21 protein-coding genes are annotated in these 21,536 nt (G+C 59.5%); 8 read left to right on the forward strand and 13 right to left on the reverse strand.

Annotated elements, in window-relative coordinates:
- The first annotated feature begins 99 nt into the window (after positions 1–99).
- Positions 100–1,191, forward strand: a complete 1,092-nt coding sequence (locus ACLD1X_RS18870) for a polyamine ABC transporter substrate-binding protein (protein WP_429370199.1) — start codon at positions 100–102, stop codon at positions 1,189–1,191.
- 21 nt (positions 1,192–1,212) lie between these two features.
- A complete protein-coding gene (speB, locus tag ACLD1X_RS18875) occupies positions 1,213–2,172 on the forward strand; it encodes an agmatinase (protein WP_429370201.1) in 960 nt (319 codons plus the stop codon).
- Between the two features lie 114 nt (positions 2,173–2,286).
- Here the strand turns inward: speB and ACLD1X_RS18880 are convergent, their stop codons facing one another.
- Complete coding sequence (locus ACLD1X_RS18880; RefSeq protein ID WP_429370203.1) at positions 2,287–3,339, reverse strand: aldo/keto reductase; 1,053 nt, start codon at positions 3,337–3,339, stop codon at positions 2,287–2,289.
- A 157-nt stretch (positions 3,340–3,496) separates the two neighbouring features.
- Here ACLD1X_RS18880 and zapE point away from each other — a divergent pair, with 157 nt between their 5' ends.
- The 3 genes from zapE to ACLD1X_RS18895 all read left to right on the forward strand — a co-directional run bounded on the left by zapE (position 3,497) and on the right by ACLD1X_RS18895 (position 5,833).
- Positions 3,497–4,615, forward strand: a complete 1,119-nt coding sequence (gene zapE / locus ACLD1X_RS18885; protein WP_429370205.1) for a cell division protein ZapE — start codon at positions 3,497–3,499, stop codon at positions 4,613–4,615.
- Between the two features lie 26 nt (positions 4,616–4,641).
- Positions 4,642–5,223, forward strand: a complete 582-nt coding sequence (locus ACLD1X_RS18890) for a DinB family protein (RefSeq protein WP_429370207.1) — start codon at positions 4,642–4,644, stop codon at positions 5,221–5,223.
- A 118-nt stretch (positions 5,224–5,341) separates the two neighbouring features.
- Entirely contained in the window at positions 5,342–5,833 is a 492-nt protein-coding gene (locus ACLD1X_RS18895) for a GNAT family N-acetyltransferase (RefSeq protein WP_429370210.1), read from the forward strand.
- A gap of 78 nt (positions 5,834–5,911) precedes the next feature.
- On the opposite strand, the gene ACLD1X_RS18900 is transcribed toward ACLD1X_RS18895, so the two are convergent.
- From ACLD1X_RS18900 to ACLD1X_RS18910, 3 genes are all read right to left on the reverse strand, one after another.
- The gene (locus tag ACLD1X_RS18900; RefSeq protein ID WP_008023098.1) at positions 5,912–6,121 is read right to left on the reverse strand and encodes a hypothetical protein; all 210 of its coding nucleotides are present in this window, start codon (positions 6,119–6,121) and stop codon (positions 5,912–5,914) included.
- A 168-nt stretch (positions 6,122–6,289) separates the two neighbouring features.
- On the reverse strand, positions 6,290–8,026 hold the full coding sequence (locus ACLD1X_RS18905) for a phosphoethanolamine transferase CptA (RefSeq protein ID WP_429370212.1): 1,737 nt from the start codon (positions 8,024–8,026) through the stop codon (positions 6,290–6,292).
- Positions 8,027–8,225: 199 nt separating this feature from the next.
- Complete coding sequence (locus ACLD1X_RS18910) at positions 8,226–8,408, reverse strand: DUF6026 family protein (protein WP_108217489.1); 183 nt, start codon at positions 8,406–8,408, stop codon at positions 8,226–8,228.
- Between the two features lie 249 nt (positions 8,409–8,657).
- Here ACLD1X_RS18910 and gnd point away from each other — a divergent pair, with 249 nt between their 5' ends.
- Positions 8,658–9,662, forward strand: a complete 1,005-nt coding sequence (gene gnd / locus ACLD1X_RS18915; protein WP_429370267.1) for a phosphogluconate dehydrogenase (NAD(+)-dependent, decarboxylating) — start codon at positions 8,658–8,660, stop codon at positions 9,660–9,662.
- Positions 9,659–11,173 (forward strand): glucose-6-phosphate dehydrogenase, encoded by a 1,515-nt coding sequence (zwf, locus tag ACLD1X_RS18920; RefSeq protein WP_429370215.1) that lies wholly within the window; start codon positions 9,659–9,661, stop codon positions 11,171–11,173. The genes gnd and zwf overlap by 4 nt, the downstream gene beginning before the upstream one ends.
- 52 nt (positions 11,174–11,225) lie before the next feature.
- Here the strand turns inward: zwf and nhaB are convergent, their stop codons facing one another.
- The 3 genes from nhaB to ACLD1X_RS18935 form a co-directional block, all read right to left on the reverse strand.
- Positions 11,226–12,728, reverse strand: coding sequence for a sodium/proton antiporter NhaB (gene nhaB, locus ACLD1X_RS18925; protein WP_429370217.1), 1,503 nt, complete (start codon positions 12,726–12,728; stop codon positions 11,226–11,228).
- Positions 12,729–12,806: 78 nt separating this feature from the next.
- Positions 12,807–14,096, reverse strand: a complete 1,290-nt coding sequence (locus tag ACLD1X_RS18930) for a hypothetical protein (RefSeq protein WP_429370219.1) — start codon at positions 14,094–14,096, stop codon at positions 12,807–12,809.
- Between the two features lie 286 nt (positions 14,097–14,382).
- Positions 14,383–14,649, reverse strand: coding sequence for a hypothetical protein (locus ACLD1X_RS18935; protein ID WP_429370221.1), 267 nt, complete (start codon positions 14,647–14,649; stop codon positions 14,383–14,385).
- Between the two features lie 342 nt (positions 14,650–14,991).
- Here ACLD1X_RS18935 and ACLD1X_RS18940 point away from each other — a divergent pair, with 342 nt between their 5' ends.
- A complete protein-coding gene (locus tag ACLD1X_RS18940; protein WP_429370223.1) occupies positions 14,992–16,317 on the forward strand; it encodes a sigma 54-interacting transcriptional regulator in 1,326 nt (441 codons plus the stop codon).
- Positions 16,318–16,374: 57 nt separating this feature from the next.
- Here the strand turns inward: ACLD1X_RS18940 and ACLD1X_RS18945 are convergent, their stop codons facing one another.
- From ACLD1X_RS18945 to ACLD1X_RS18970, 6 genes are all read right to left on the reverse strand, one after another.
- Positions 16,375–17,682 (reverse strand): transporter, encoded by a 1,308-nt coding sequence (locus tag ACLD1X_RS18945; RefSeq protein ID WP_429370225.1) that lies wholly within the window; start codon positions 17,680–17,682, stop codon positions 16,375–16,377.
- 46 nt (positions 17,683–17,728) lie between these two features.
- Positions 17,729–18,490 carry a hypothetical protein gene (locus ACLD1X_RS18950; RefSeq protein ID WP_429370227.1) on the reverse strand — a complete coding sequence of 254 codons (762 nt, stop codon included), beginning with the start codon at positions 18,488–18,490 and terminating at the stop codon, positions 17,729–17,731.
- A 26-nt stretch (positions 18,491–18,516) separates the two neighbouring features.
- Positions 18,517–19,197 carry a C39 family peptidase gene (locus tag ACLD1X_RS18955; protein WP_429370229.1) on the reverse strand — a complete coding sequence of 227 codons (681 nt, stop codon included), beginning with the start codon at positions 19,195–19,197 and terminating at the stop codon, positions 18,517–18,519.
- 61 nt (positions 19,198–19,258) lie between these two features.
- On the reverse strand, positions 19,259–20,086 hold the full coding sequence (locus tag ACLD1X_RS18960; protein ID WP_429370231.1) for a heme utilization protein: 828 nt from the start codon (positions 20,084–20,086) through the stop codon (positions 19,259–19,261).
- Between the two features lie 64 nt (positions 20,087–20,150).
- On the reverse strand, positions 20,151–20,729 hold the full coding sequence (locus ACLD1X_RS18965) for an adhesin (RefSeq protein ID WP_429370233.1): 579 nt from the start codon (positions 20,727–20,729) through the stop codon (positions 20,151–20,153).
- 1 nt (position 20,730) lies between these two features.
- On the reverse strand, positions 20,731–21,177 hold the full coding sequence (locus tag ACLD1X_RS18970; RefSeq protein ID WP_429370235.1) for a hypothetical protein: 447 nt from the start codon (positions 21,175–21,177) through the stop codon (positions 20,731–20,733).
- Positions 21,178–21,536: the final 359 nt, after the last annotated feature.

Here is a 21,536-nt window from a genome sequence, read left to right on the forward strand (position 1 = left end):
AACATTACTCCGTTATAAAGTCAGGATAATTAACTTGGTATTTTACCAATGTATCCGACGACGCATCCTGCAACCACTTCCTCTGGTCAGGTGTTCGTCATGGCTCCCATGTTCAAGCTGTGTTTACCCGCGCTGTTGCTCGCTGTTGCTGTGTCGGCCCAGGCCGAGGACAAGGAGGTCAATTTGTACAGTTGGGCCGATTATGTCGCCCCCGAAACCCTGCAACGGTTCGAGCAGGAAACCGGCATCCATGTCCGTTACGACACCTTTGATTCATCGGAGGTGCTGGAGACCAAGCTGCTCACGGGCGGCAGCGGTTATGACGTGGTGGTGCCATCCTCCAGCGTGCTGGCCCGGGGGCTTGCGGCCGGGGCGTTGAAACCGATCCCCCACGAGGGACTCAAGGGCTACGCCAACCTCGATGCGGATTTGCTGGAAAAGCTCGCCGCTGTCGATCCGGGCAATCGCTACGGCGTGCCCTACACCTGGGGCACCCTGGGTTTGGGCATGAACGTCGAAGCGGTCCAGCAACGCTTGCCGCAGGTGCCGCTCAACAGCCTGGACCTGCTGTTCAAGCCCGAGTACGCGAGCAAGTTGAAGGATTGCGGCATCGCCATTCTCGACTCGCCCCAGGAGGTCATCGGACTGGCGCTGCATTACCTGGGTAAAGATCCCTACAGCACCGACAAGAACGATCTGACAGCCGCCGAGGCGTTGCTGCATCAGCTACAGCCGAACGTGCTGTACGTCGCCACCGGACGGCAGATCAGCGATCTGGCCAATGGCAGCGTGTGCCTGGCGCTGACCTACAACGGCGACGCGAGCATGGCCGCCGACCAGGCACGCAAGGCCAGCAAACCCTATGAAATCGCCTACCGGATTCCCCGGGAAGGCACCCTCGTGTGGCAGGACAACCTGGCGATTCCCAAGGACGCGCCGCACCCCGAAGCCGCCCGTGCTTTTATCGAATTCATGTTGCGCCCCGAGTCCGTTGCGGCACTGACCAACACCTTGTTCTTCGCCACGGCGAACCAGGCTGCCACGCCGCTGGTGGATGAAGCGGTACGCACCGATCCGGACATCTACCCGCTGGCCGACGTGCGCGAACGGCTGTACGCCGACCGCAGCATGAGCCTCAAGGACATGCGCCAGCGCACCCGCCTGTGGACCACTTTCCGTAGCCGCCAATAAGAAAAACACAAGGAGCCTTCAATGGACGTCCCGATGCAGAACGATCAAGCCCTTACCCGCGACAGCCTTTACGGCACGGCCGCCGAAAGTACCTACGCCGGTATTACCAGTTTCATGCGTCGCCGCTACAGCCGCGACTTGCGTGGAGTGGACGTGGCCGTCAGCGGTGTGCCGTTCGACACCGCCACCAGCAATCGCCCCGGCGCACGCTTCGGGCCACGGGGCATTCGCGCCGCCTCTGCCGGGATCGCCTGGGAGCGGCACTGGCCATGGACGTTTGACCCGTTCGACCACCTGGCGGTGATCGACTACGGCGATTGCGATTTCGATTACGGCTCGCCGCAGTCGACGCCCGAAACGATTGAGGCCCACGCCGAGCACATCCTCAATGCCGGCACGGCGATGCTGACGTTTGGCGGCGACCATTTCATTACCTATCCACTGCTCAAGGCCCATGCGCGCAAGCACGGGGCGCTGTCGCTGATCCACTTCGACGCCCACAGCGACACCTGGCCGGACGAGGAGGGCAAACGCATCGACCACGGCACCATGTTCTGGCACGCGGCCAGGGAAGGGCTGGTTGACCCGTCGCGCTCGGTACAAATCGGCTTGCGCACCACCAACGATGATCATCAGGGCTTTCAAGTGCTCGACGCGCGGCAGGTGCATCGCCGTGGCTGCGAGGCGATCGTCGAGGCGATTCGCGCGCGGGTCGGCGACAACCCGGTGTACCTGACCTTCGACATCGACTGCCTCGATCCGGCATTCGCGCCTGGTACGGGAACGCCGGTATGCGGCGGCTTGAGCACGGTGCAGGCGCTGGAGATTCTCGGCGGTCTGCGCGGCATCAACCTGGTGGGCATGGACGTGGTGGAAGTGGCGCCGGCCTATGACAGCGCGGAGATCACCTCACTGGCGGCGGCAACGCTGGCGATGGAGATGCTGTGCCTGTATGCGGCAAGACACAAGGTCGATCGGTAAAACGCAATCCCCCTGTGGGAGCGGGCTTGCTCGCGAAGACGTCGTGTCAGTCGACATTGTTGTTGAATGACACACCGCTTTCGCGAGCAAGCCCGCTCCCACATTTAATTGGTGTCAGGCCACTGGAACGACCGGCAGGTCGAGGATCCGGCCACCACTGAAGCGTGCGAAAGACCCGCTAATGGATTCGTGCGGCACGCCTTTGGCCACGTCACTGACGCCATCCAGCCTTGCCACTTGCTCGGTGCTCAACTGCACATTCAGCGCGCCCAACGTGGCATCCAGTTGCTCACGCGTGCGCGAGCCAAGGATCGGAATCAGTGCCGTGCTCGAGCGCCGGGCCTTTTCCCGCAGCCAGGCGATGGCCACGTGGGTCGGGCTGGCATCGAGTGCGGCGGCGATGTCGATCAAGGTATCGAGCAGGGCGGTTTCGCGGGCGCTTTTTTCAGCATGAATCAGCACGCCGAGCTTGTTCGCGCGGTTGTCGCCTTCACTGTTGCGATACTTGCCGGTAAGGAAACCGCCACCCAGCGGCGACCACAAGGTCGCGGCCAGGCCCAGGGCTTCGGCCATCGGCAGTTGTTCACGCTCAGCCGTGCGTTCGGCCAGGCTGTACTCGACCTGGATCGCGGCAATCGGCGCAAAACCACGCACCTCGGCCAGCAGGTCGGCGCGGGCGATGCGCCACGCGGGAAAGTTCGACAGCCCTGCATAATGAATCTTGCCGGCACTGACCAGGTCGTCGAAGCCGCGCAGGATCTCTTCCATGGGTGTGACGCCGTCGCTCATGTGGGCCCAGAACAGGTCGATATGCTCGGTCTTCATCCGTTTAAGGCTTTCCTCGACGGCGCGCACCATGTTCTTGCGGCTGTTGCCCGTGTGGGAAATGCCGGCCGCCGGTGTAGTCCCGAGGGTGTATTTGGTGGCGATGACCAGGCTATCGCGTTCCGCGGCGATGAATTCGCTGAGCATGGCCTCGGATTGCCCGCCCTGATAGCCATTGGCGGTATCGATGAAGTTGCCACCGGCTTGCAGGTAGCCATCAAAAATGCGTTTGGCTTCGTCACGCTCGGCGCCATGGCCCCAACCGGTACCGAAATTGCCGGCGCCCAGCGCCAGTTCGGACACACGCAAGCCGGTTTTACGACCGAAAACTTTGTAATGCATGGGGTGACTCCAGAGGGATGACGTCAGGGTTTATATATGTTGTACGACATTTATAAATATGATGCCTGTAATTTCAACCGTCAAGGTGCTTTTCCCTTTCGCACAAAAGCGCCGATAACCGGTCGCGTTATCAATGCGCAATGGCATACTGCCGCCCATGACTATCGATTCCCCCTTGAGCGCCTGGCAGCACGCCATCGAACAAAAGGGCTTCGTCCAGGACGAGGCCCAGGAGCATGCCGTGTGGGCGCTGCAAAAATGCCACGAAGCGCTGCACGAAGGCCGCTCGGCCATTTCCGGGGTGTACCTGTGGGGGCCGGTGGGGCGGGGGAAAACCTGGTTGATGGACCAGTTCTACCAAAGCCTGCGGGTACCGGCGCGGCGCCAGCACTTTCACCACTTCATGGGCTGGGTGCATCAGCGCTCGTTTCAACTGACCGGCACTGCCGATCCGCTCAAGGCATTGGCCCGTGAATTGGCCGAAGAGGTTCGCGTGCTGTGTTTCGACGAACTGTTCGTCAATGACATCGGCGACGCGATCATTCTCGGGCGCCTGTTCCAGGTGATGTTCGAACAGGGCGTGGTGGTGGTCTGCACTTCCAATCTGCCGCCGGACCAACTGTACGCCGACGGGTTCAATCGCGACCGTTTCATGCCCGCCATCGCGGCGATCAAGCAACACATGCAGGTGATTGCGGTGGATGGCGGGGAAGACCATCGCCTGCATCCGGGCGCCGGTTCACAACGTTATTGGGTGGCCGAGCCCGGGCAGCCAGATGCGCTCACCGAGGTTTTCTCGGGGTTGGCCGTGAATCAGCCGATATCGAACGAACCGGTCAAGGTCGGCTACCGCTCCCTCGAGGTGGTCAAAGTCAGCCCGACTGTACTCTGGACCCGTTACGCCGCGCTGTGCGAGCAACCCTTCGCCGCCATGGATTTCATCGCCCTGTGCGATACCTACAGCGCTATTCTGTTGAGTGACGTGCCCAGCCTCAGCGCGCAAAAACGCGCCGGGCGCATTGCCCGCGGCACCGAGGACGGTGTCGAGCGAGTGGCGGCGGGGGACCGCGAGTTGCCGCAGTTGTCGGTGCATGACGATGGTGTGCGACGGTTCATTGCCCTGGTGGACGAATGCTACGACCGCAAGGTACCGCTGTACCTCGAAGCGCAAGTGCCAATGGCGTCGCTTTACACCGAGGGTTATCTGGAATTCCCGTTCCGCCGCACCCTCAGTCGATTGCAGGAAATGCAACTGCAGCGGTTTGCCGAAGTTTGATCGGGATTTGATCGGGAGCAGCGAACATGAATCAGCCCCTGTCGCACCATCTGCTGACCATGGCCTATCAGAACGCCTGGGCCAATCACCGACTGGCCAAGGCCTGGCGTCAGTTGAGCCCGCAGGAACTGACGGCACCGCGGGTCAGCTTTTTCCCGACGATCCGCGCCACCCTCAACCATATCCTTACCTGTGACTGGTTTTATGTGGACGCCCTGGAGCGCGAACTGCGCGGCGACGATCCGCATCCCGATTGCCGGGTGTTTTTCAAGGAAGACGAGCCCTGTCTCGTGGCGACGGACCTCATTGGCGAGCAGGCCCACGTCGACCGCCGGCTGATCGCCTACTGCGAGCAAATGCGCGACGCCGATCTTGGCAAGATCGTGACCATCGCCCGCGACACCCCGCAACACGACAGTCGTTTGCGCCTGCTGTCGCATTTGTTCGAGCACCAGATCCATCATCGCGGCCAGGTTCACGCCATGCTCAGTGGCACCCCGGTCGAGCCACCGCAACTCGACGAGTTTTTCTGTGCCGGTGAGTCGCACTTGCGGGCCGAGGATTTTGCCGAGCTGGGATGGACGGAAGCCTTGATCTGGGGCGCTTGAGCGCCAAAAGATTTCCTCGGTTGCGATTGTCGTTGGCACGGTGCTCGCGCTATGGTCAGCGGGCACTTCAGCGTGAAATACATGCTGGGGGCTACTTCATGTGTGATCGAGGATGGAAATGGACTCCGCAGAAATTCTTGTGCTTCAGGCCAGTTACACCAATCCGGTGCATGCCGAGGCTATTTGTCTGGTGTTGAACCACTACGCCGAGGACCCGATGGGGGGTGGCCAGTCGTTGCCACCCCATGTACTGGAGCAACTTCCGGCAGAGCTTGCCAGGCGTCCCCACGCTTTCAGTGTGCTGGCCTTTGTCGGCGGCGAACCAGCCGGGCTGGTCAATTGCTTCGAGGGGTTCTCGACCTTTGCCTGCCGGCCGTTGGTCAATGTGCACGATGTGGCGGTGGTGAAAAAATTTCGCGGGCTGGGCTTGAGCCAGAAGATGCTGCAAAAGGTCGAGGATATCGCCCGCCAGCGCGGTTGCTGCAAGCTCACCCTGGAGGTGCTGGAAGGCAATGCCGTGGCGCAGGGCGCTTATGAAAAAGCCGGCTTCGCCGCCGGCATGTTCGATCCGGCCCATGGGCGCATGTTGTTCTGGACCAAGAGCCTCTGATTCAACCGTCAGGAAAAGGGCGTCCATCAGGACGCCCGAACGCTTTTCTCCAACTGTAGGCAGTCAGAAGTCCATGGATCATTTCGGTCTGTAGGTTTCAGTCATTTGTGCGGTTTGATCGTCGGGCACCCGCAACTCAGTGCTTTGGATCGGATGGCCCAGGGCTTGTTGCTGGGCCAGTCGCAGGCTTTCGTAGTAATAGCGCATGCGTTCGGCTCCACCTTCGGCAAATGCGCTGGCCGAGCCCAGTGCCATCAGGCCGGCGAGGATCACGGCGGTGCGTTTCATGGTATGCCTCCCACTAAAGTTGTCGGATGCCTTTCGTCCATGAATCAATGAATCAGTGTCGAAATGGCATTATCCGCCGATTCGGTTAAATGGGAATTAACTTCATCAACGGCTTGCATTTCTGCAGTGCGAGCATGAAAAAGGGGCCGGAACCGGCCCCTGAAAGGATTACTGCTGAACGACCGCGGGGGGCGTTTTCGGCTTCATCAGGCTGAAGTCGATCAACGCGCGTTGTTCACGCTCATACGGGTTGCCGATCATCAACGGCCGGGCCTTGAAGTTGTCGCTGACCACGCTTTTGCTACGATCGAGTTCGTCGAAGCTCAAGCCTGCCAGATCCGCCCAGGTGTGAATCAGGTGCGAGCTGCTGTAAGGCCGCGAAAGATCACCGGCAAGGTTCCAGTCATGGGTTGCACGCCATTTCGGCGAAGCCCAGGCCATGAACGGAATGGTGTACATCGGTGCCGTCGGCTTGTTCTCGTTGCGCCCCAGGGTACTGTGACCCACGGAGTCGAACACGTCTTCGCCATGGTCGGACAGATACAGCAGGAAACCGTTCGGATCACTCTTGGCGTAGTCCTTGATCAGGCTCGACACCACGAAGTCGTTGTACAGCACGGCATTGTCGTAGCTGTTGTACGTCGGCAACTGGTCATCGCGAATGCCGGCCGGCACGCCAGTGCGGTCCTGGAACTTGTCGAAGGTCGACGGGTAACGGTACTGGTAGCTCATGTGCGTGCCGAGCAAATGCACGACGATGAGTTTGCGCGGTGCCGCATCGGCCAGGGCCTTGTTGAACGGCTCGATCACGTCGCCATCGTACTGGGCGGCGTTCTGGTTGCGGTTGTTGTTCAGGTACACCTGCTCGTCGGCCTGTTCGGAAAAGGTCGTGAGCATGGTGTTGCGCTTGGTCATGGTCTGCTGGTTGGTGATCCAGAAGGTCTTGTAACCGGCCTGTTTCATCATGCTGACCAGCGACGGCGTCGACAGGTACAGGTCCGGGTTTTCTTCGTCGGCGAAGGTCAGGACCTGCTGCAGCGCCTCGATGGTGTAGGGGCGCGGGGTAATGACGTTGTCGAAAACGTCCAGCTGACCCTTGAGCTTGTCCAGTTCCGGCGTGGTTGGCCGTGGGTAACCGTACAGGCTCATGCGCTGGCGGTTGGTGGACTCGCCGATCACCAGCACCAGGGTCGCAGGCGTATTGGCCATGGCGTCCTTGAGGTTGTGCAGCGGTGGAATCTTGCTGGCGCTTTCCAGCATGTCCTGCATGCCGGCCAGGGTGTCCAGATAGCGGTGGTAGGCCACGGCCATCTGCCATGGCACCGCAGGTTCGATGCGGGTTTCGAACTTCTCGAAGCCGGCGGCGAAGCTGCCGGTACGCTGGGTCTGCTTGATCAGCGGATAAGCGACCACCGCGACCAGGATCGCCGTTGCTGCCACGATTGCCTTGCCACGGGGCAGGTAGACCGGGCGCAGGCGTGTCCACAGGAACCAGGAAAACGCGGTGTGGGCCAGGAACGCCGGCACCATCCACCAGGCAAAGTACTGGGTCATGTACTCGCCGGCTTCAGCCACGTTCGACTCGAACATGATGAAGATGACGCTCTGGGAAAACTCCTGCTGATAAATGAAGAAGTAACCCAGGCTCGCCATCGAGCACGCCCACAACACCACGCCGATCACCGCCGCCATGACGCGGGTTTGCCTCGGGAACAGCAACATCGGCGCCAGCCAGACGGCGCTCATGACGAAGGCCTGGCGGAATCCGGTGAAGCCGGAGGTGCCAGTCAGCTGGATCAGCAGTTGGGTAATGCCGGAAAAGTACCAGAAGAATACAAACAGCCAGACGAATCCGGCCCAATCAAAACCTGCCGCAGTCGTTTTGCTGCGTTCGAACAAAGACATTCAGCGCTCCAGCCGAGAATTCACTACCACCGCCGGGACTTGAATATCGCGGACGACGAACGAAGGCCGCTCCGAATCGGACGACCTTAAACGATTAAGTATCGTGAACCAATTGTGAAAATTTCGTGAGTTGTCGGGAGTGGCAGGGCGCGGGGCGGTGCGGAAGCAGTGCAGGCTGCTCCCGCTTGAAGCGAGGGAATCAGGCGAGTGGGGCGCGTTGCGTCACAGCCAGGGGCTGCACCTGATTGGCTTGCAGCAGCAGTCGCAACTGCGCCAGCTCCTGTTTCAACTGATCGCGTTCGTCCTTCAACTGACGCAATTCATCGCGACGGATAGTGACGTATAGGGTTTGTGCTGGCAGTGCGGTGTGTACTGTGCCCATTGCTCACCTCGCAAATGGCGTGTCTCAACTGTAGATCCGCCTCGAAATCAGCGGCTGACCTACTATCGGCGCCAATTTTGATTTCTTTTGCTCCCGAAGGGAACTTTTTTATTTTTCATGGTCGTTGTGTCTTCGGCTTGATTCCCGACGTTATCCATCAGGATCGGGCACAATGCCCGGAAACTTCGTGCCAACGCTCTGGACTAACCTCATGAGTCGCGTTGGGCTATAACCTTTGACACACATTTTATTTGTAGTAGGGAGCATCAGCACATGCAACTCGGGATTATTGGACTGGGCCGCATGGGCGGCAATATTGCACGGCGCCTGATGCTCAACGGGCACACCACCGTTGTTTATGACCGCAATACCGCCTTTGTCGAAGCCCTGGCCGCAGAGGGTTCCACCGGCGTCGCCGATCTGCCAGCCCTGGTCGCTGGCCTGGACAAGCCGCGCGCGGTATGGGTCATGCTGCCGGCCGGCGCACCGACCGAAGAGACCATCGACACCCTGAGCACCTTGCTCGAAGCCGGCGACACCATCATCGACGGCGGCAACACCTTCTATAAGGACGATATCCGCCGGGCGAAAACCCTCTCGGAAAAAGGCCTGCACTACATCGATGTCGGTACGTCCGGCGGCGTCTGGGGCCTGGAGCGTGGTTACTGCATGATGATCGGTGGCGATGCCGGGACCGTCACGCGCCTGGACCCGCTGTTCGCAACACTGGCCCCGGGCATGGGTGATATCCCGCGTACCAAGGACCGCAAGTCCGACGACGATCGTGCCGAGCGCGGTTACATTCACGCCGGTCCCGCCGGTGCCGGGCATTTCGTGAAGATGATCCACAACGGCATCGAATACGGAATGATGCAGGCCTTCGCCGAGGGCTTCGACATCCTCAAGACCAAAAACAGCGAGAGCCTGCCGGCGGACCAGCGCTTCGACCTGAACGTCGCCGACATCGCCGAAGTCTGGCGCCGTGGCAGCGTGGTGTCCTCGTGGTTGCTCGACCTGACCGCCGACGCCCTGGCCAGCGATCCGAAGCTCGACGGCTTTTCCGGGTCCGTGGCCGACAGCGGCGAAGGTCAATGGACCATCGAAGCGGCCATGGAGCAAGCGGTGCCGGTGCCGGTGCTGTCGAACTCGCTATTCTCCCGCTACCGTTCCCGTGGGCAAGGCACCTTTGGCGACAAGATTCTCTCGGCCCAGCGCTTCGGCTTCGGCGGCCATGTGGAGACCTCGAAAAAATGACCCATGCGATCCGCAGGAAATCCAAGGCCGAGCCCGCACCACCGACGACGCTGTTCCTGTTTGGCGCCCACGGTGACCTGGTCAAGCGTCTGTTGGTACCGGCGCTGTATAACCTCAAGCGCAACGGCTTGCTCGGGGATGGACTGCGGATCATCGGCGTTGACCACAACGCCATCAGCGATGAGGGCTTTGCGCAAAAGCTCGAAGACTTCATTCGCAACGAGATGGCTGGCAAGGGTGACCACACCCTTGATCCAGCGGTCTGGTCCAGACTCGCCAAAGGCATCAGCTACGTCCAGGGCGACTTCCTGGACGACAGCACTTATCAAGCGCTGGCGGCGAAAATCGCCGACAGCGGAACCGGCAATGCGGTGTTCTACCTGGCTACCGCGCCACGTTTCTTCAGTGAAGTGGCACGCCGTCTCGGTGCCGCCGGCTTGCTGGAGGAAACCCCCGAGGCTTTCAGAAGGGTGGTGATCGAAAAGCCCTTCGGCTCCGACCTGCAAACGGCCGAGGCCTTGAACGCCTGCCTGCTCAAGGTGATGTCCGAAAAGCAGATCTACAGGATTGACCATTACCTGGGCAAGGAGACCGTACAGAACATTCTGGTCAGCCGGTTCTCCAACAGCCTGTTCGAAGCGTTCTGGAACAATCACTACATCGATCACGTGCAGATTACCGCCGCCGAAACCGTCGGCGTGGAAACCCGTGGCAGTTTTTACGAGCACACCGGCGCGCTACGGGACATGGTGCCCAATCACCTGTTCCAGTTGCTCGCGATGGTGGCGATGGAACCTCCCGCCGCGTTTGGCGCCGATGCGGTCCGTGGCGAGAAAGCCAAGGTCGTTGGCGCGATCAGGCCATGGACGGTCGAGGAGGCTCGCGCCAACTCGGTGCGTGGCCAATACGCTGCCGGTGAGATCGGCGGCAAGGCACTGCCGGGCTATCGCCAGGAAGACAAGGTCGCGCCCGACAGCAACACCGAAACCTATGTCGCGCTCAAGGTCATGATCGACAACTGGCGTTGGGTCGGAGTGCCGTTCTACCTGCGAACCGGCAAGCGCATGAGCGTGCGCGACACCGAGATCGTGATCTGTTTCAAGCCGGCGCCCTATGCGCAGTTTCGCGATACCGAGGTCGATGAGCTGCAGCCGACCTATTTGCGCATTCAGATCCAGCCCAACGAAGGCATGTGGTTCGACCTGTTGGCCAAGCGGCCCGGTCAGGCCCTGAAGATGGACAACATCGAGCTGGGGTTTGCCTACAAGGACTTCTTCGAAATGCAGCCGTCCACTGGCTACGAAACCCTGATCTACGATTGCCTGACAGGCGATCAGACCTTGTTCCAGCGCGCCGACAACATCGAAAACGGCTGGCGCGCTGTGCAGCCGTTCCTCGATGCCTGGCAGCAGGATGCCAGCGTGCAGAGCTATGCCGCCGGGGAAAACGGTCCCAAGGCCGGCGAAGAATTGCTCACCCGTGACGGTCGCGTCTGGCACCGTCTCGGATAACACGTAACGCCTGCGGGAGCGAGCAGGCTCGCTCCCGCATGTTCTCCCGGCGTCAGAGCCAGTAACTCACCGCATACCACCCGAGCAAGCCCATCACCACGGTGTATGGCAGCGCCATCCAGACCATTCGCCCATAGGACAGGCGCACCAGCGGTGCGATCGCCGAGGTCAGCAAGAACAGAAACGCCGCCTGACCGTTGGGCGTCGCCACGCTCGGCAGGTTGGTGCCGGTATTGATCGCAATGGCCAGTGTCTCGAAATGCTCACGGGTCATTTCACCCGCCATGAATGCGCGCTTCACTTCGGTGATGTAAATGGTTGCCACGAACACGTTGTCGCTGATGGCGGACAACAGGCCGTTGGCAATGAACAGCATGCCCGGTTGCTGGTCCGCCGGCAGCGCCAGCACCCAGTGGATCAGTGGGGCGAACAGTTGCTGATCGTGGATCACCGCGACCACGGCGAAAAATACTACCAACAAGGCGGTGAACGGCATGGCGTCCTTGAACGCGGTGCCGAGGCGGTGTTCGTCGGTGATGCCGGTAAAGGCGGTAATCAACACAATCACCATCAGGCCGATCAAGCCCACTTCGGCAATGTGGAACGCCAGCCCGACAATCAGGATCAATGCGGCGATGCCTTGCACCAGGAGTGCCGCACGTTGGCGCGTGGTGCGCTCGGCATCGTCTTCGGCGGCGTAGTTGGCCAGCACCGCACGAACGTTATCCGGCAGCAGCGTGCCGTAACCGAACCAGCGCAGCTTTTCCAGCAGGACGCAGGTCACCAGCCCGGCAACCAGTACCGGCAGGGATACCGGCGCAACCCGGGTAAAGAACTCGGAGAAGTGCCAACCCATTTCATGGCCGATCAACAGGTTCTGCGGTTCACCGACCAGCGTGCAGACACCGCCCAATGCGGTGCCCACGGCACCGTGCATCAGCAGGCTGCGCAGGAAGGCGCGGAACTGTTCGAGATCACCCTGGTGCAGGGTGGGCAGGTGTTGGTCATCGCTGAACTCGCTGTCCTGACGCGGATCGTTACCCGAGGCGACGCGGTGATACACCGAATAAAAGCCGACGGCGGCACTGATGATCACGGCGGTCACGGTCAAGGCATCGAGAAACGCCGACAGAAAGGCTGACAGAAAGCAGAACATCAGGGCCAGCAGGGCCTTGGAGCGAACCCCCAACAGCAGGCGCGAGAACAGGTACAGCAACAGGTCCTTCATGAAGTAGATACCGGCCACCATGAACATCAGCAGCAGGATCACCGGGAAGTTGTGCAGCAACTCGTCGTACAGTGCCTGGGGCGTAGTCATCTTCAGCAGCAGGGCTTCAATCAACAACAGGCCGCCGGGCATCAGCGGATAACACTTGAGCGCCATGGCCAGGGTAAAGATGAACTCCAGCACCAGCAGCCAGCCGGCGGCCACCGGGCCTGCTGTCCATAGCACCAGGGCATTGAGAATCAGAAAGCCGACGATGCAGGCCTTGTACCAACGGGGCGAATTGCCGAGAAAATTGTGCGCGAACGCCTGGGCCATTGAGGCGGACATCGGTTGCTCCTTGTTTTAAGAAGCGCGCAAGTTGCCGCAAGCAGACGAGAAGATCAAGCGCAGGGAAAGTGCGTCGGTTCAGCCCAGAAATCGCGCGACGACGGCCTTGTAATTGCCATGCAACGAATAACCGCCAGCCACGATGTTGCCATCGGCCTGAACCGCGACACAGGTGGCGGTATCCAGGCTGGGGCCGAGGCGGGTCCGCGTATGGCCGTAACCTGCGCCAAAACGGCGGTCTGGCCGGCCATCAGGCAGGTATCGTCCGAGAATGAAGTCCGCTTCTATGCCGCCAATGGTCGCGCCCGCCGTGAGCAGGCTGCCATCGGGCTGCAGTTGCGCGGCGTTCCACTGGCAGCCGCTGCGGCCAATTTCCAGGCATTGCGGGTGGCCGCCGTTGCAGTGGTTGTCGGGGCGGCCGTTGCTGTGCATTTTAAAGGTCAGGCAATGCATCGGTTCATGACTGCAGCCCACGCACAGGATATCGCCAGTGTCTTGCTGGACCACCTGACTGACCTGGGCGCCATGCCCGTGTGCCTTGAACGTCATGAATCCATCCACGGCAAAGCAGTCGTCGAGGCGACCATCGGGGTGATAACGGGCCAGTAAGCCTTCTTCAGGGAAGTTGATCGATCCACCCACCAGAATCCGGCCGTCGCGTTGCATCGTCAGGCTGCTGAGCCAGGTATTGAGCAGCAGGTGCCGGACCACGACAAAGCCGCGGCCATTGAACGAGCAGTCCAGCGAGCCTTCGACATCCAGCCGTATCAGCAGGCCCACGTGATCGGCCAGTTCGAATTGATGGTTGGCCAGGATCAGGATCCGGCCGTCTGGCTGTACGTCCACAGCACAGGCTTCTGCGCCGGGCACGCCGGGTGGCAGCCAGACATCACGCATGCCCAGGGACAGACCGCCAGGCAATCGCACCACGCGGCGGCCATTATCGCCAAAACCTTGAACCAGGCGGCCGTGCTCATCCAGCAAAGCGAGGGCCGGGAGCGTGCGGTGGGCGTTTTCGTAGTGCAACCCGGCCAACAGGATATTGCCGTCGGGCATGACCAGAACCTTGGCGCCCATGGCTTCGAACCCCGCTTCGAATTGCCCGATGACGCTGCCGTGCTTGCCGAACGTGAGGTCGGCCGAACCGTCCTCCAGCAAACGGGCCAGGCCAAAGCGGTTGCCATCGGCCATGGCGACTTTTGCAGCCACCAGCAATCGACCCTGGGCATCGATTGCAACGTCATTGGCCATGCTGGAAAGGCTGTCGGCGAAATACACCTGGGTTTTGCCATGGGCGGCAAACGTCGTGTCGAGGGTGCCGGCGCTCTTTCGGGTGGTGGAGTAGGCAATGGCGGACTGGATTGACATGAACCGCATCTCCTTGCGAGTCGTCCTGATCCAGAAGTTTGGGTGGCGACTATATAAGGAGAATATTCAATCCCTGAATGGGCAGATGCACAACACTAAGAACTAACAGACGGAGAGTCGCTGTGTGCCACAACAGTGTCTTTTCGAACCAATGGCGAGCCTGCAAAGTACCGGATGCGCAAAAGTTCGAACTTACGGGGGCAATTAGTGCGCATGAACGCCAACAATCAGCCCAACTAATGACAGCCAGAGGGCGCGGATTACCCCGGAGTAATCCGCAAAACGATCAGTGCGGCATCGACCACGACTGCAGTGTGTAACCTTCCTGGCTCAGCTCGGCACGGGCCTGTTCCAGCAACAGTTCCAGCTGTGCGGGGTCGGAATAAGCGCTGCTTGGGATCTGTTTGCGGCCAATGCTGGTGCTGGTGCGGTCGACAACGGTCAGGCTGAGTTCGCCATTACCGTCTTGTGGGGCCCAGGCCACGCATTTGAATGGTTTGAATGCGCGGTCGGCAATCAGCAGTGCTTCGTTGATACGGAGCGGGGCGTTCATAGGGTCTTCTCTCTGTATGCCCAATCAAGTGATGTACCGACGGTTGGGCTTACCGTTCGGCTGGTTACTTGTACTGATGCCCTCAACCGGGGGTTGGGTCACACCCGATCGAAAGAATTTTCCACTTTATTTCATATACTCAAGTATGAGGCTGGCATTGAAAGCTGAATGAAAGGAAAGAGTCGTTAGGCAACTAACAAAGGTGCTTCTTATAACTGTTTTTATGACAACGCTATAGTCAAACAGTTCAAGGACCTGTCAAATTCTTGCTAATGTTACAGCCAGGTCCGCCAAATGACTGTTTTTAATAATTTTTCTTAAATTTGGCGCCAAGGAACAGTCATGAGCGATGCGCCTGCTTTACGACGTTTACTAGTGGTGGACCCCTGCGACGATTGCCATCGTCTGATCCCGGGATTGCGCGCTATCGGTTGGGACGTTGACAGCTGCACGCTGGAGAGCGCCGCTGATCGAACCTGCGACGTGGGCTTGTTACGCTTGCAGCCCTTTCACCTTGAGCACCCGGAAGCTGTCAAAGAGTTGATCAGCCGCAGCGGCACCGAGTGGATCGCCGTACTCAATCAGGAAGTACTGCGCCTGCAAAATGTCGGCGACTTTGTCTGTGAATGGTTTTTTGACTTTCATACCTTGCCATTCGATGTGTCCCGGGTCCAGGTAACACTGGGGCGGGCGTTTGGCATGGCGCGCTTGCGCGGGCAGGGCACGGTCTATGTCGACCAGCCCGAGCACGAATTTTTGGGCGACAGCAAACCTGTTCGCGAGCTGCGCAAGCTGCTGAGCAAACTGGCTCCGACCGAATCTCCCGTATTGATTCGGGGTGAAAGCGGAACGGGCAAGGAACTGGTCGCACGAACCCTGCATCGTCAGTCCCAGCGTCACAACAAGCCCTTCATCGCGATCAATTGTGGTGCGATTCCCGAACATTTGATCCAGTCAGAGCTGTTTGGCCATGAGAAAGGCGCATTTACCGGGGCGCACCAGCGCAAGGTCGGACGGATAGAAGCCGCCAACGGTGGCACCCTGTTTCTCGACGAAATCGGTGACCTGCCACTGGAGTTGCAGGCCAACCTGTTGCGGTTCCTCCAGGAAAAACACATCGAACGGGTGGGTGGCAGTCAGCCGATTCCGGTGGATGTGCGGGTTCTGGCGGCAACGCATACCGATCTTGAAGCCGCCATCGAGAAGAAGCGCTTTCGCGAAGACTTGTATTACCGCTTGAACGTACTGCAAGTGGCGACCGTACCGCTGCGCGAGCGCCATGGCGACCTGGCGATGCTGGCCAACCACTTCTCCCATTTCTACAGCCATGAAACCGGACGCCGCCCACGCAGTTTCAGCGAAGACGCGTTGATTGCCATGGGCAAACACGACTGGCCAGGCAATGTTCGCGAGCTGGCCAACCGCGTTCGTCGCGGGCTGGTGTTGGCCGAAGGCCGGCAGATCGAGGCCCGTGATCTGGGGTTGATCAGCCAGCATGCAATCACAGCCCCGATGGGCACCCTTGAAGAATACAAGTCCCGGGCCGAGCGCCAGGCGTTGTGCGATGTATTGAATCGTCACAGCGATAACCTGAGTGTTGCCGCCAAAGTATTGGGTGTATCGCGACCGACCTTCTACCGTTTGTTGCACAAGCACCAGATTCGCTGAACCGCAGCCGGAAACAAAAAAACGTTGCGCCTGCAATTGCAGCGTTTTCTGTTCGGGTCAGAAGTAGTAAGGAAGTTTCAGACTGAACTGGAAATCCGGGGCATCGTCCGTCATGCCGATGGACAGGTTGGGGACGATAGTCAGGTTGTCGGTGGCCGCAATGGTCATGCCGATGTTGAAGTAGCCGGCGTTGGCGTCGCTGGCGACCACCGATTGCCAATCCCCGCCATCTTCCTTGAGCTTGCTTTTGCGTTGCACCAGGTCAGAGACCGAGAACGACATGCTCATCTTTTCGTTCAAGGCGAACGCAATGCCGGCGCCAATCTGGAAACTGTCGCCAATGCGGACTTTGCCGGGTGTCTTGAGCGCCGGATTGGAGCTGATGTCGTCGAAAGACTCTTCCAGGTTGTGGGTGTAGGACAAACTGCCGAACAGCACTGCCGGATCGAACGTCTTGACCAGGGAGATCCCCGGCGTAACCGACCACACGCCATTACCGGTAGGCAAGGATTCAGGCACGGCCAGGTTGGAGTTATCGTCCACCCGAACCAGCTTGATGCCGAACGGGTCTTTGCCGGTCGGTGCCTTGACACGCAAGGTCACCACGGCATCCGGCGTATTGGCCGACTCGTCGAGGAATTTGTAGGCGATACCGAAGTTGACGTCACCAATGGTCGGGTCTTCTTTGACGGTAGCCTCGGTCGTGACGTTGGCGGCGCCGTTATTGCCGCCCCCGGACTGGTACGTGGATTGGCGATAGACCACCGGCACGTTCAGGTCGAACTGCCAGCGATTGTTGAAGTTGTAGCGACCGGTGAGGTCAAGCGTCCAGGTGTCGGCCTTGATCCGGTCCAGGTTGATGGCCCCCAGAAAAATCGAGTCCAGAGCCAGAAAACCGTTGAGGATCAGTTGGCGGGTATCGTATCGGGAGTAGGTTATCCCGGTTTCGAAGCTGAACTTGCCACCACCGAAGAATCCGCTGGCCTCGTCATACAGGTTTGAAACGCTTTGCGCTGGTTGCGAGTCGTCCGCCAGCGATTGTCCATAAGAACTGCCGCTACCCCCCGCGGCGCCGCCTGAAGCCGCCGCGGCACCGGTGCCGCTGGCGACTTTGGGATTGCCTTTGAGGTCTGCTGGCGATTTGGCCAGGCGTTTAGGGGGCGGCGGAGCGGGTTGGTCTTCGACCTGGCGGACCCGCTGTTCGAGAACCGCCAGGGCTTTTTGCTGTACTTCGTATCGCTGCTTCAACTCTTGAAGTTGTTGTTTGAGAGCCTCTACGTCCGCGTCAGTTGCTGCCTGTAACATCGTCGCCGGGAGTAGAGTGCTCAAGCATATGACTGCACGCAGTGAAACTGATCGGTACATGGGTAAAGCCGTCCATTTGTGCTCAATGCTCGAGACTCAGCGTAGTTCAATACCCCAAGGTCCGTAATGCAGCGAGTTGGTTCAGGTTGCAGTCCAATACACTGGCACTCGGGCTATTGTTTTTGAGTACTACGTTGAGTTGAGTCATGTTGTTGACCACATTGCTGCTGCCCAGCAACCGGGTGTTTTGCAACAACCCGCCCTGGGCGACTTGTTGCAGGCTTGAGCCCTGATTGTTGTTGGCGGTAATGGCCATCTGAACACCGCCGCTCGTCGCGGCAACCGCGACACTGCCTGCAGCATTGCTGCCGGTAATGGTTTGACCGGCTACCAGTGCCTGGCCCTGGCTCGGCACGATGGCAGGGGCCGTTCCGGACTCCTTGACGTTGATGGCGATGTTGTTGTTTGAGCTGTTGCCATCGCCGGCGGCCCGTGTCACCTGGGTTATGCCGCGAGAGGTGCTCATGGCGGCACCCCCCATCACGTTACCGGTACCCTCGTTGTGCGAACTGCCTTTACCGTCTTGTTTGATGGTCGAAACATAAAACTCGGGCTTGACCGTTGCGGCTTGAAGTTGCATCGAACTGGATGCCCCTATCAGATCACCACTGGCATTGCGCCAGGTACTGCTCATGACCACACCGAAGCTGATGATCCGTCCCGGCATCACGTAACGGCCACGCAACTCGGCCAGTTCCTGGTCCTTGAGTTCAATGGGTCTGAATTCATCAGCAAAACCTGATGTGGTCGCTGCCAGACAGGCAGCGGCCACCCAATGCGAGGTTTTCATTTGCTGCTCCCGGAGCATCCTGCTCCCTCTCATCTTGTTGGCGATTAAAAGAAGTCGCTCTGTATGAAACCAAAATCCATCAATTCAGCGTCTTTGACCGGGTTGAAAGTATCCATCTTGTTCTTCGCTGTCAGCGGTTCCGGCGGGCTGCGTAACGCATTGGACTTGTCGTAACCGGGGCCGACAATGGCGAAGACAATGCCATTCCAGCCTTTGACAAAGTCATCATGGGAGTAGCGTTTGTGACCGAGCACCGGGTCGCCGATGTAGACCCAGTTCTTGTCCGCCCGCTGCAACACCACGAAGTGCTTGTAGCCACGAATTTCCATCAGTACCACCACCGGAATCGTCACGGCGTCGAGTCGTTCAGGCGGGATCTTGTAGCCCCGGGCGCGCATGCCGATACTTTCTACGTAGCGCTTCATGTCCAGCATGGAAAAACCCTGGGTACGCACAAGGTCCTGGTCTGCGGTGACCAGCATGCCCTTGATGATGTGTTCTTCATCGACGTCGAGCCAATAGGCCTGGCGCAGTATCGTTGCCAGCGCGGCGGCGCCGCAGCTGAAATCGGTTTTCTGTTCGACGATGTCGCTGAACTTGCGCTCGCGCAAACTCTGTACGTGCTTGTACACCAGCACGCCACCTGGCAGGGCGGCAACCGGCATCTGCGCGGCCTGGGTCAGGCCAGGCAGGCAGAGCAGGGCGAAAAGGGCCGTCTTACGCATGGACGATACGCCTCCAGACCGAGGAAAAGCGTCGTCGCCGAGGCTTTCATGACGGTCGCGATTATGGGCATGTTTTGCAGCCTGCGGCGATGGACAGCGAGTTGCTTTGCTGGTTGCCGACGCCGGACGATACGTTGGCTCCGCCGTTGCCGGAGAAGCTGTTCATCGAGCCCGTGATCGTTGCATTGTTGGTTACAGGAGGTCTCCAGCCTTCTGGCGTCATCACTTGTTGTGTGGTTATGCCGGACAGACCGAGTACACCTACGGGTACGAAATCAGTCCTGGCGTTGTTGGTGACTTTCAGCCCGGACGTACTTTGGTTCGCCGCCGCCGCGGCTACTGCTACACGGCCGCCGGAAACGGCAATCGCCAGGTTGTTTTTCTGTTGGTTGAAGTCGCCGGTGGTCACGTTGATGCCGATGTTGCCGGAACCGCTGTTGCCAGCGTTATTGAGTGTTGTGTTGTTGGTGTTGGAGTGGTTCCTGGCGGTGTTGCCGGTGCTCTTCTGAGTCGCGCTGGAGACGGTGACGGCGGAGCCGAAGATGAAGGCTTCGTCAGCCGTGGCAAGGGCGGCGGCGTTGTCTTGCTGGTTACCGTTACCGGCTGCAACGTTGGCGCCCATGTTGCCGTTGGAGTTGTTCAGGGAGTTATCGATTTTGGCGTCGTTTTTGGTGCCCCGGTTCACTACCCCGCTGTCACTGCTTTCCTGCGAGTCCAGCACGGCGGCCCCGGCGCCTGCGGTAATCTGCAAAATCTGATCCAGCGATGGGCCATTAGGCGATTGGTTGCTGCCCTGTCCATTGCCCTGCACGGGATCAGCCTGGGCTGCGAATGCCATCACTGCTGCCAGGGCGAAAGCCAGTGGTTTGAGAGCAGTTATCGGGTTCATGGTGATTCTCCGTGCTCATTAGTTGGTCAAGTGTTGGTACTTCCCCATTCGCACTGTATCGCGGTCAGTCAGAGACCCGGATACTCAGGGTGTTAGCCATTCGGTTCCCCACCCCGGCACTCTGGTTCACCTGGATCACTCCCCGGCTGCCGGTGAAGGCCTGGTCGCTTGTCGCGACCTGGCGACTGCCGTTTGGGGTGCCAGTTGCTCCCGAGTTCGGTAACAACGCCACGTTCTGTTGAGAAAGGGCGCTATCGTCAACGGCTTGCGGTGCAGCGCTGATGCTGATGCGCATGACGTTGGCCATCTGGTTGTTCGCCCCGGCGCTCTGGTTGACACCCAGTACGCCGTTGCCATTACTGAAAGAGGTGCCGCCGATATTGGCCGTCGCATCCAGCGACGGATTGGCAGGCGTGGTGATTTTCTGCTGGACGCTGGTGGTTGCGCCGGCTTCGGTACCAATGGCGATCGCGCGCACGTTGGCCTGCTGCTGTTGATCGCCGGCGGCCTGGTTGACGTTGAAGTTGCCTCGATATTGAGTACCGGAACCCAGGAGGGTGGCGCTGTTCACCGAGCTGACGCCCGGGTCGGCCATCACGCTGGTGCAGCCGAGCAGCGCAAGTAACAGGAAGGAGCGACTCATCTCATTGGCCTCCCGCCATTCTGCCCAGTGAGCCGAGGCCGGTGCTCATGGCGCGATTGATGGTTCCGGAAATTGCGCCGCCACTGCCACCGCCGTGGCCGACGGACATGCCAGGCAAACCGTTGGGGTTGGTGATGACATTCAGGCCTTGTATGGCATCCGGGCCTTGCCCGTTGCCGTTGCGAAGAGCCGTTCCTGTGGTTACCCCGGCAATGTCGGCGTCGCTGAGTTCGCCGGTGACGCGGGTCGAAGGATTGGCATTGATGGTGGCCGGGTTCGGATCCCTGCCGCCGCTGCGACCGATAAGCGTTGGGTGAACGGTACGATCAAGCACGATGACACCGTTGCCTTCGGCTTGAATGTTGAAACTGAGAACAGTGCCGGTTGTGCTCGCGATCAGCAGCAGGCACATCAAGCCTTTTTTTTTGAATATCCCCACGACGCTCATTCCTTCATTCCTGGCTGGCCCTGGTCAGCCATGAAAGGGAAAGAGCGAAAGCTGTGCCGGGTTTTGAATATGGATTCGATTCAATGGCTTATGGAGTTTTTTGGTAAACACATTGCGGGGGATGTTTCATCCGTGAGACAGCGCTCGTCGCGAACGGCCCGCAAATACCGATGCCCCCCTCTAATGTCCTCCCTGTAGGAGCGAGCTTGCTCGCGATGGTCGTTAACGATGCCGCGTGTTAACTGACTAAACGCAGCGCGCTTGGGTCCATCGCGAGCCGGCTCGCTCCTACAGAGGCCTGACTGAACAGCATTACCCTCTGGAATGGGGGTTCCAGTGATCCTGTATCAATCCCTTTA

The organism is Pseudomonas sp. 18173 (assembly GCF_050432945.1).
GTDB lineage: Bacteria > Pseudomonadota > Gammaproteobacteria > Pseudomonadales > Pseudomonadaceae > Aquipseudomonas.

Bases quoted from the DNA above. Each gene is read 5' to 3' on its own strand.
- ACLD1X_RS18870 (WP_429370199.1), top strand. From the start codon at position 100: ATGGCTCCCATGTTCAAGCTGTGTTTACCCGCGCTGTTGCTCGCTGTT.
- speB (WP_429370201.1), top strand. From the start codon at position 1,213: ATGGACGTCCCGATGCAGAACGATCAAGCCCTTACCCGCGACAGCCTT.
- ACLD1X_RS18880 (WP_429370203.1), bottom strand. From the start codon at position 3,339: ATGCATTACAAAGTTTTCGGTCGTAAAACCGGCTTGCGTGTGTCCGAA.
- zapE (WP_429370205.1), top strand. From the start codon at position 3,497: ATGACTATCGATTCCCCCTTGAGCGCCTGGCAGCACGCCATCGAACAA.
- ACLD1X_RS18890 (WP_429370207.1), top strand. From the start codon at position 4,642: ATGAATCAGCCCCTGTCGCACCATCTGCTGACCATGGCCTATCAGAAC.
- ACLD1X_RS18895 (WP_429370210.1), top strand. From the start codon at position 5,342: ATGGACTCCGCAGAAATTCTTGTGCTTCAGGCCAGTTACACCAATCCG.
- ACLD1X_RS18900 (WP_008023098.1), bottom strand. From the start codon at position 6,121: ATGAAACGCACCGCCGTGATCCTCGCCGGCCTGATGGCACTGGGCTCG.
- ACLD1X_RS18905 (WP_429370212.1), bottom strand. From the start codon at position 8,026: ATGTCTTTGTTCGAACGCAGCAAAACGACTGCGGCAGGTTTTGATTGG.
- ACLD1X_RS18910 (WP_108217489.1), bottom strand. From the start codon at position 8,408: ATGGGCACAGTACACACCGCACTGCCAGCACAAACCCTATACGTCACT.
- zwf (WP_429370215.1), top strand. From the start codon at position 9,659: ATGACCCATGCGATCCGCAGGAAATCCAAGGCCGAGCCCGCACCACCG.
- nhaB (WP_429370217.1), bottom strand. From the start codon at position 12,728: ATGTCCGCCTCAATGGCCCAGGCGTTCGCGCACAATTTTCTCGGCAAT.
- ACLD1X_RS18930 (WP_429370219.1), bottom strand. From the start codon at position 14,096: ATGTCAATCCAGTCCGCCATTGCCTACTCCACCACCCGAAAGAGCGCC.
- ACLD1X_RS18935 (WP_429370221.1), bottom strand. From the start codon at position 14,649: ATGAACGCCCCGCTCCGTATCAACGAAGCACTGCTGATTGCCGACCGC.
- ACLD1X_RS18940 (WP_429370223.1), top strand. From the start codon at position 14,992: ATGAGCGATGCGCCTGCTTTACGACGTTTACTAGTGGTGGACCCCTGC.
- ACLD1X_RS18945 (WP_429370225.1), bottom strand. From the start codon at position 17,682: ATGTACCGATCAGTTTCACTGCGTGCAGTCATATGCTTGAGCACTCTA.
- ACLD1X_RS18950 (WP_429370227.1), bottom strand. From the start codon at position 18,490: ATGCTCCGGGAGCAGCAAATGAAAACCTCGCATTGGGTGGCCGCTGCC.
- ACLD1X_RS18955 (WP_429370229.1), bottom strand. From the start codon at position 19,197: ATGCGTAAGACGGCCCTTTTCGCCCTGCTCTGCCTGCCTGGCCTGACC.
- ACLD1X_RS18960 (WP_429370231.1), bottom strand. From the start codon at position 20,086: ATGAACCCGATAACTGCTCTCAAACCACTGGCTTTCGCCCTGGCAGCA.
- ACLD1X_RS18965 (WP_429370233.1), bottom strand. From the start codon at position 20,729: ATGAGTCGCTCCTTCCTGTTACTTGCGCTGCTCGGCTGCACCAGCGTG.
- ACLD1X_RS18970 (WP_429370235.1), bottom strand. From the start codon at position 21,177: ATGAGCGTCGTGGGGATATTCAAAAAAAAAGGCTTGATGTGCCTGCTG.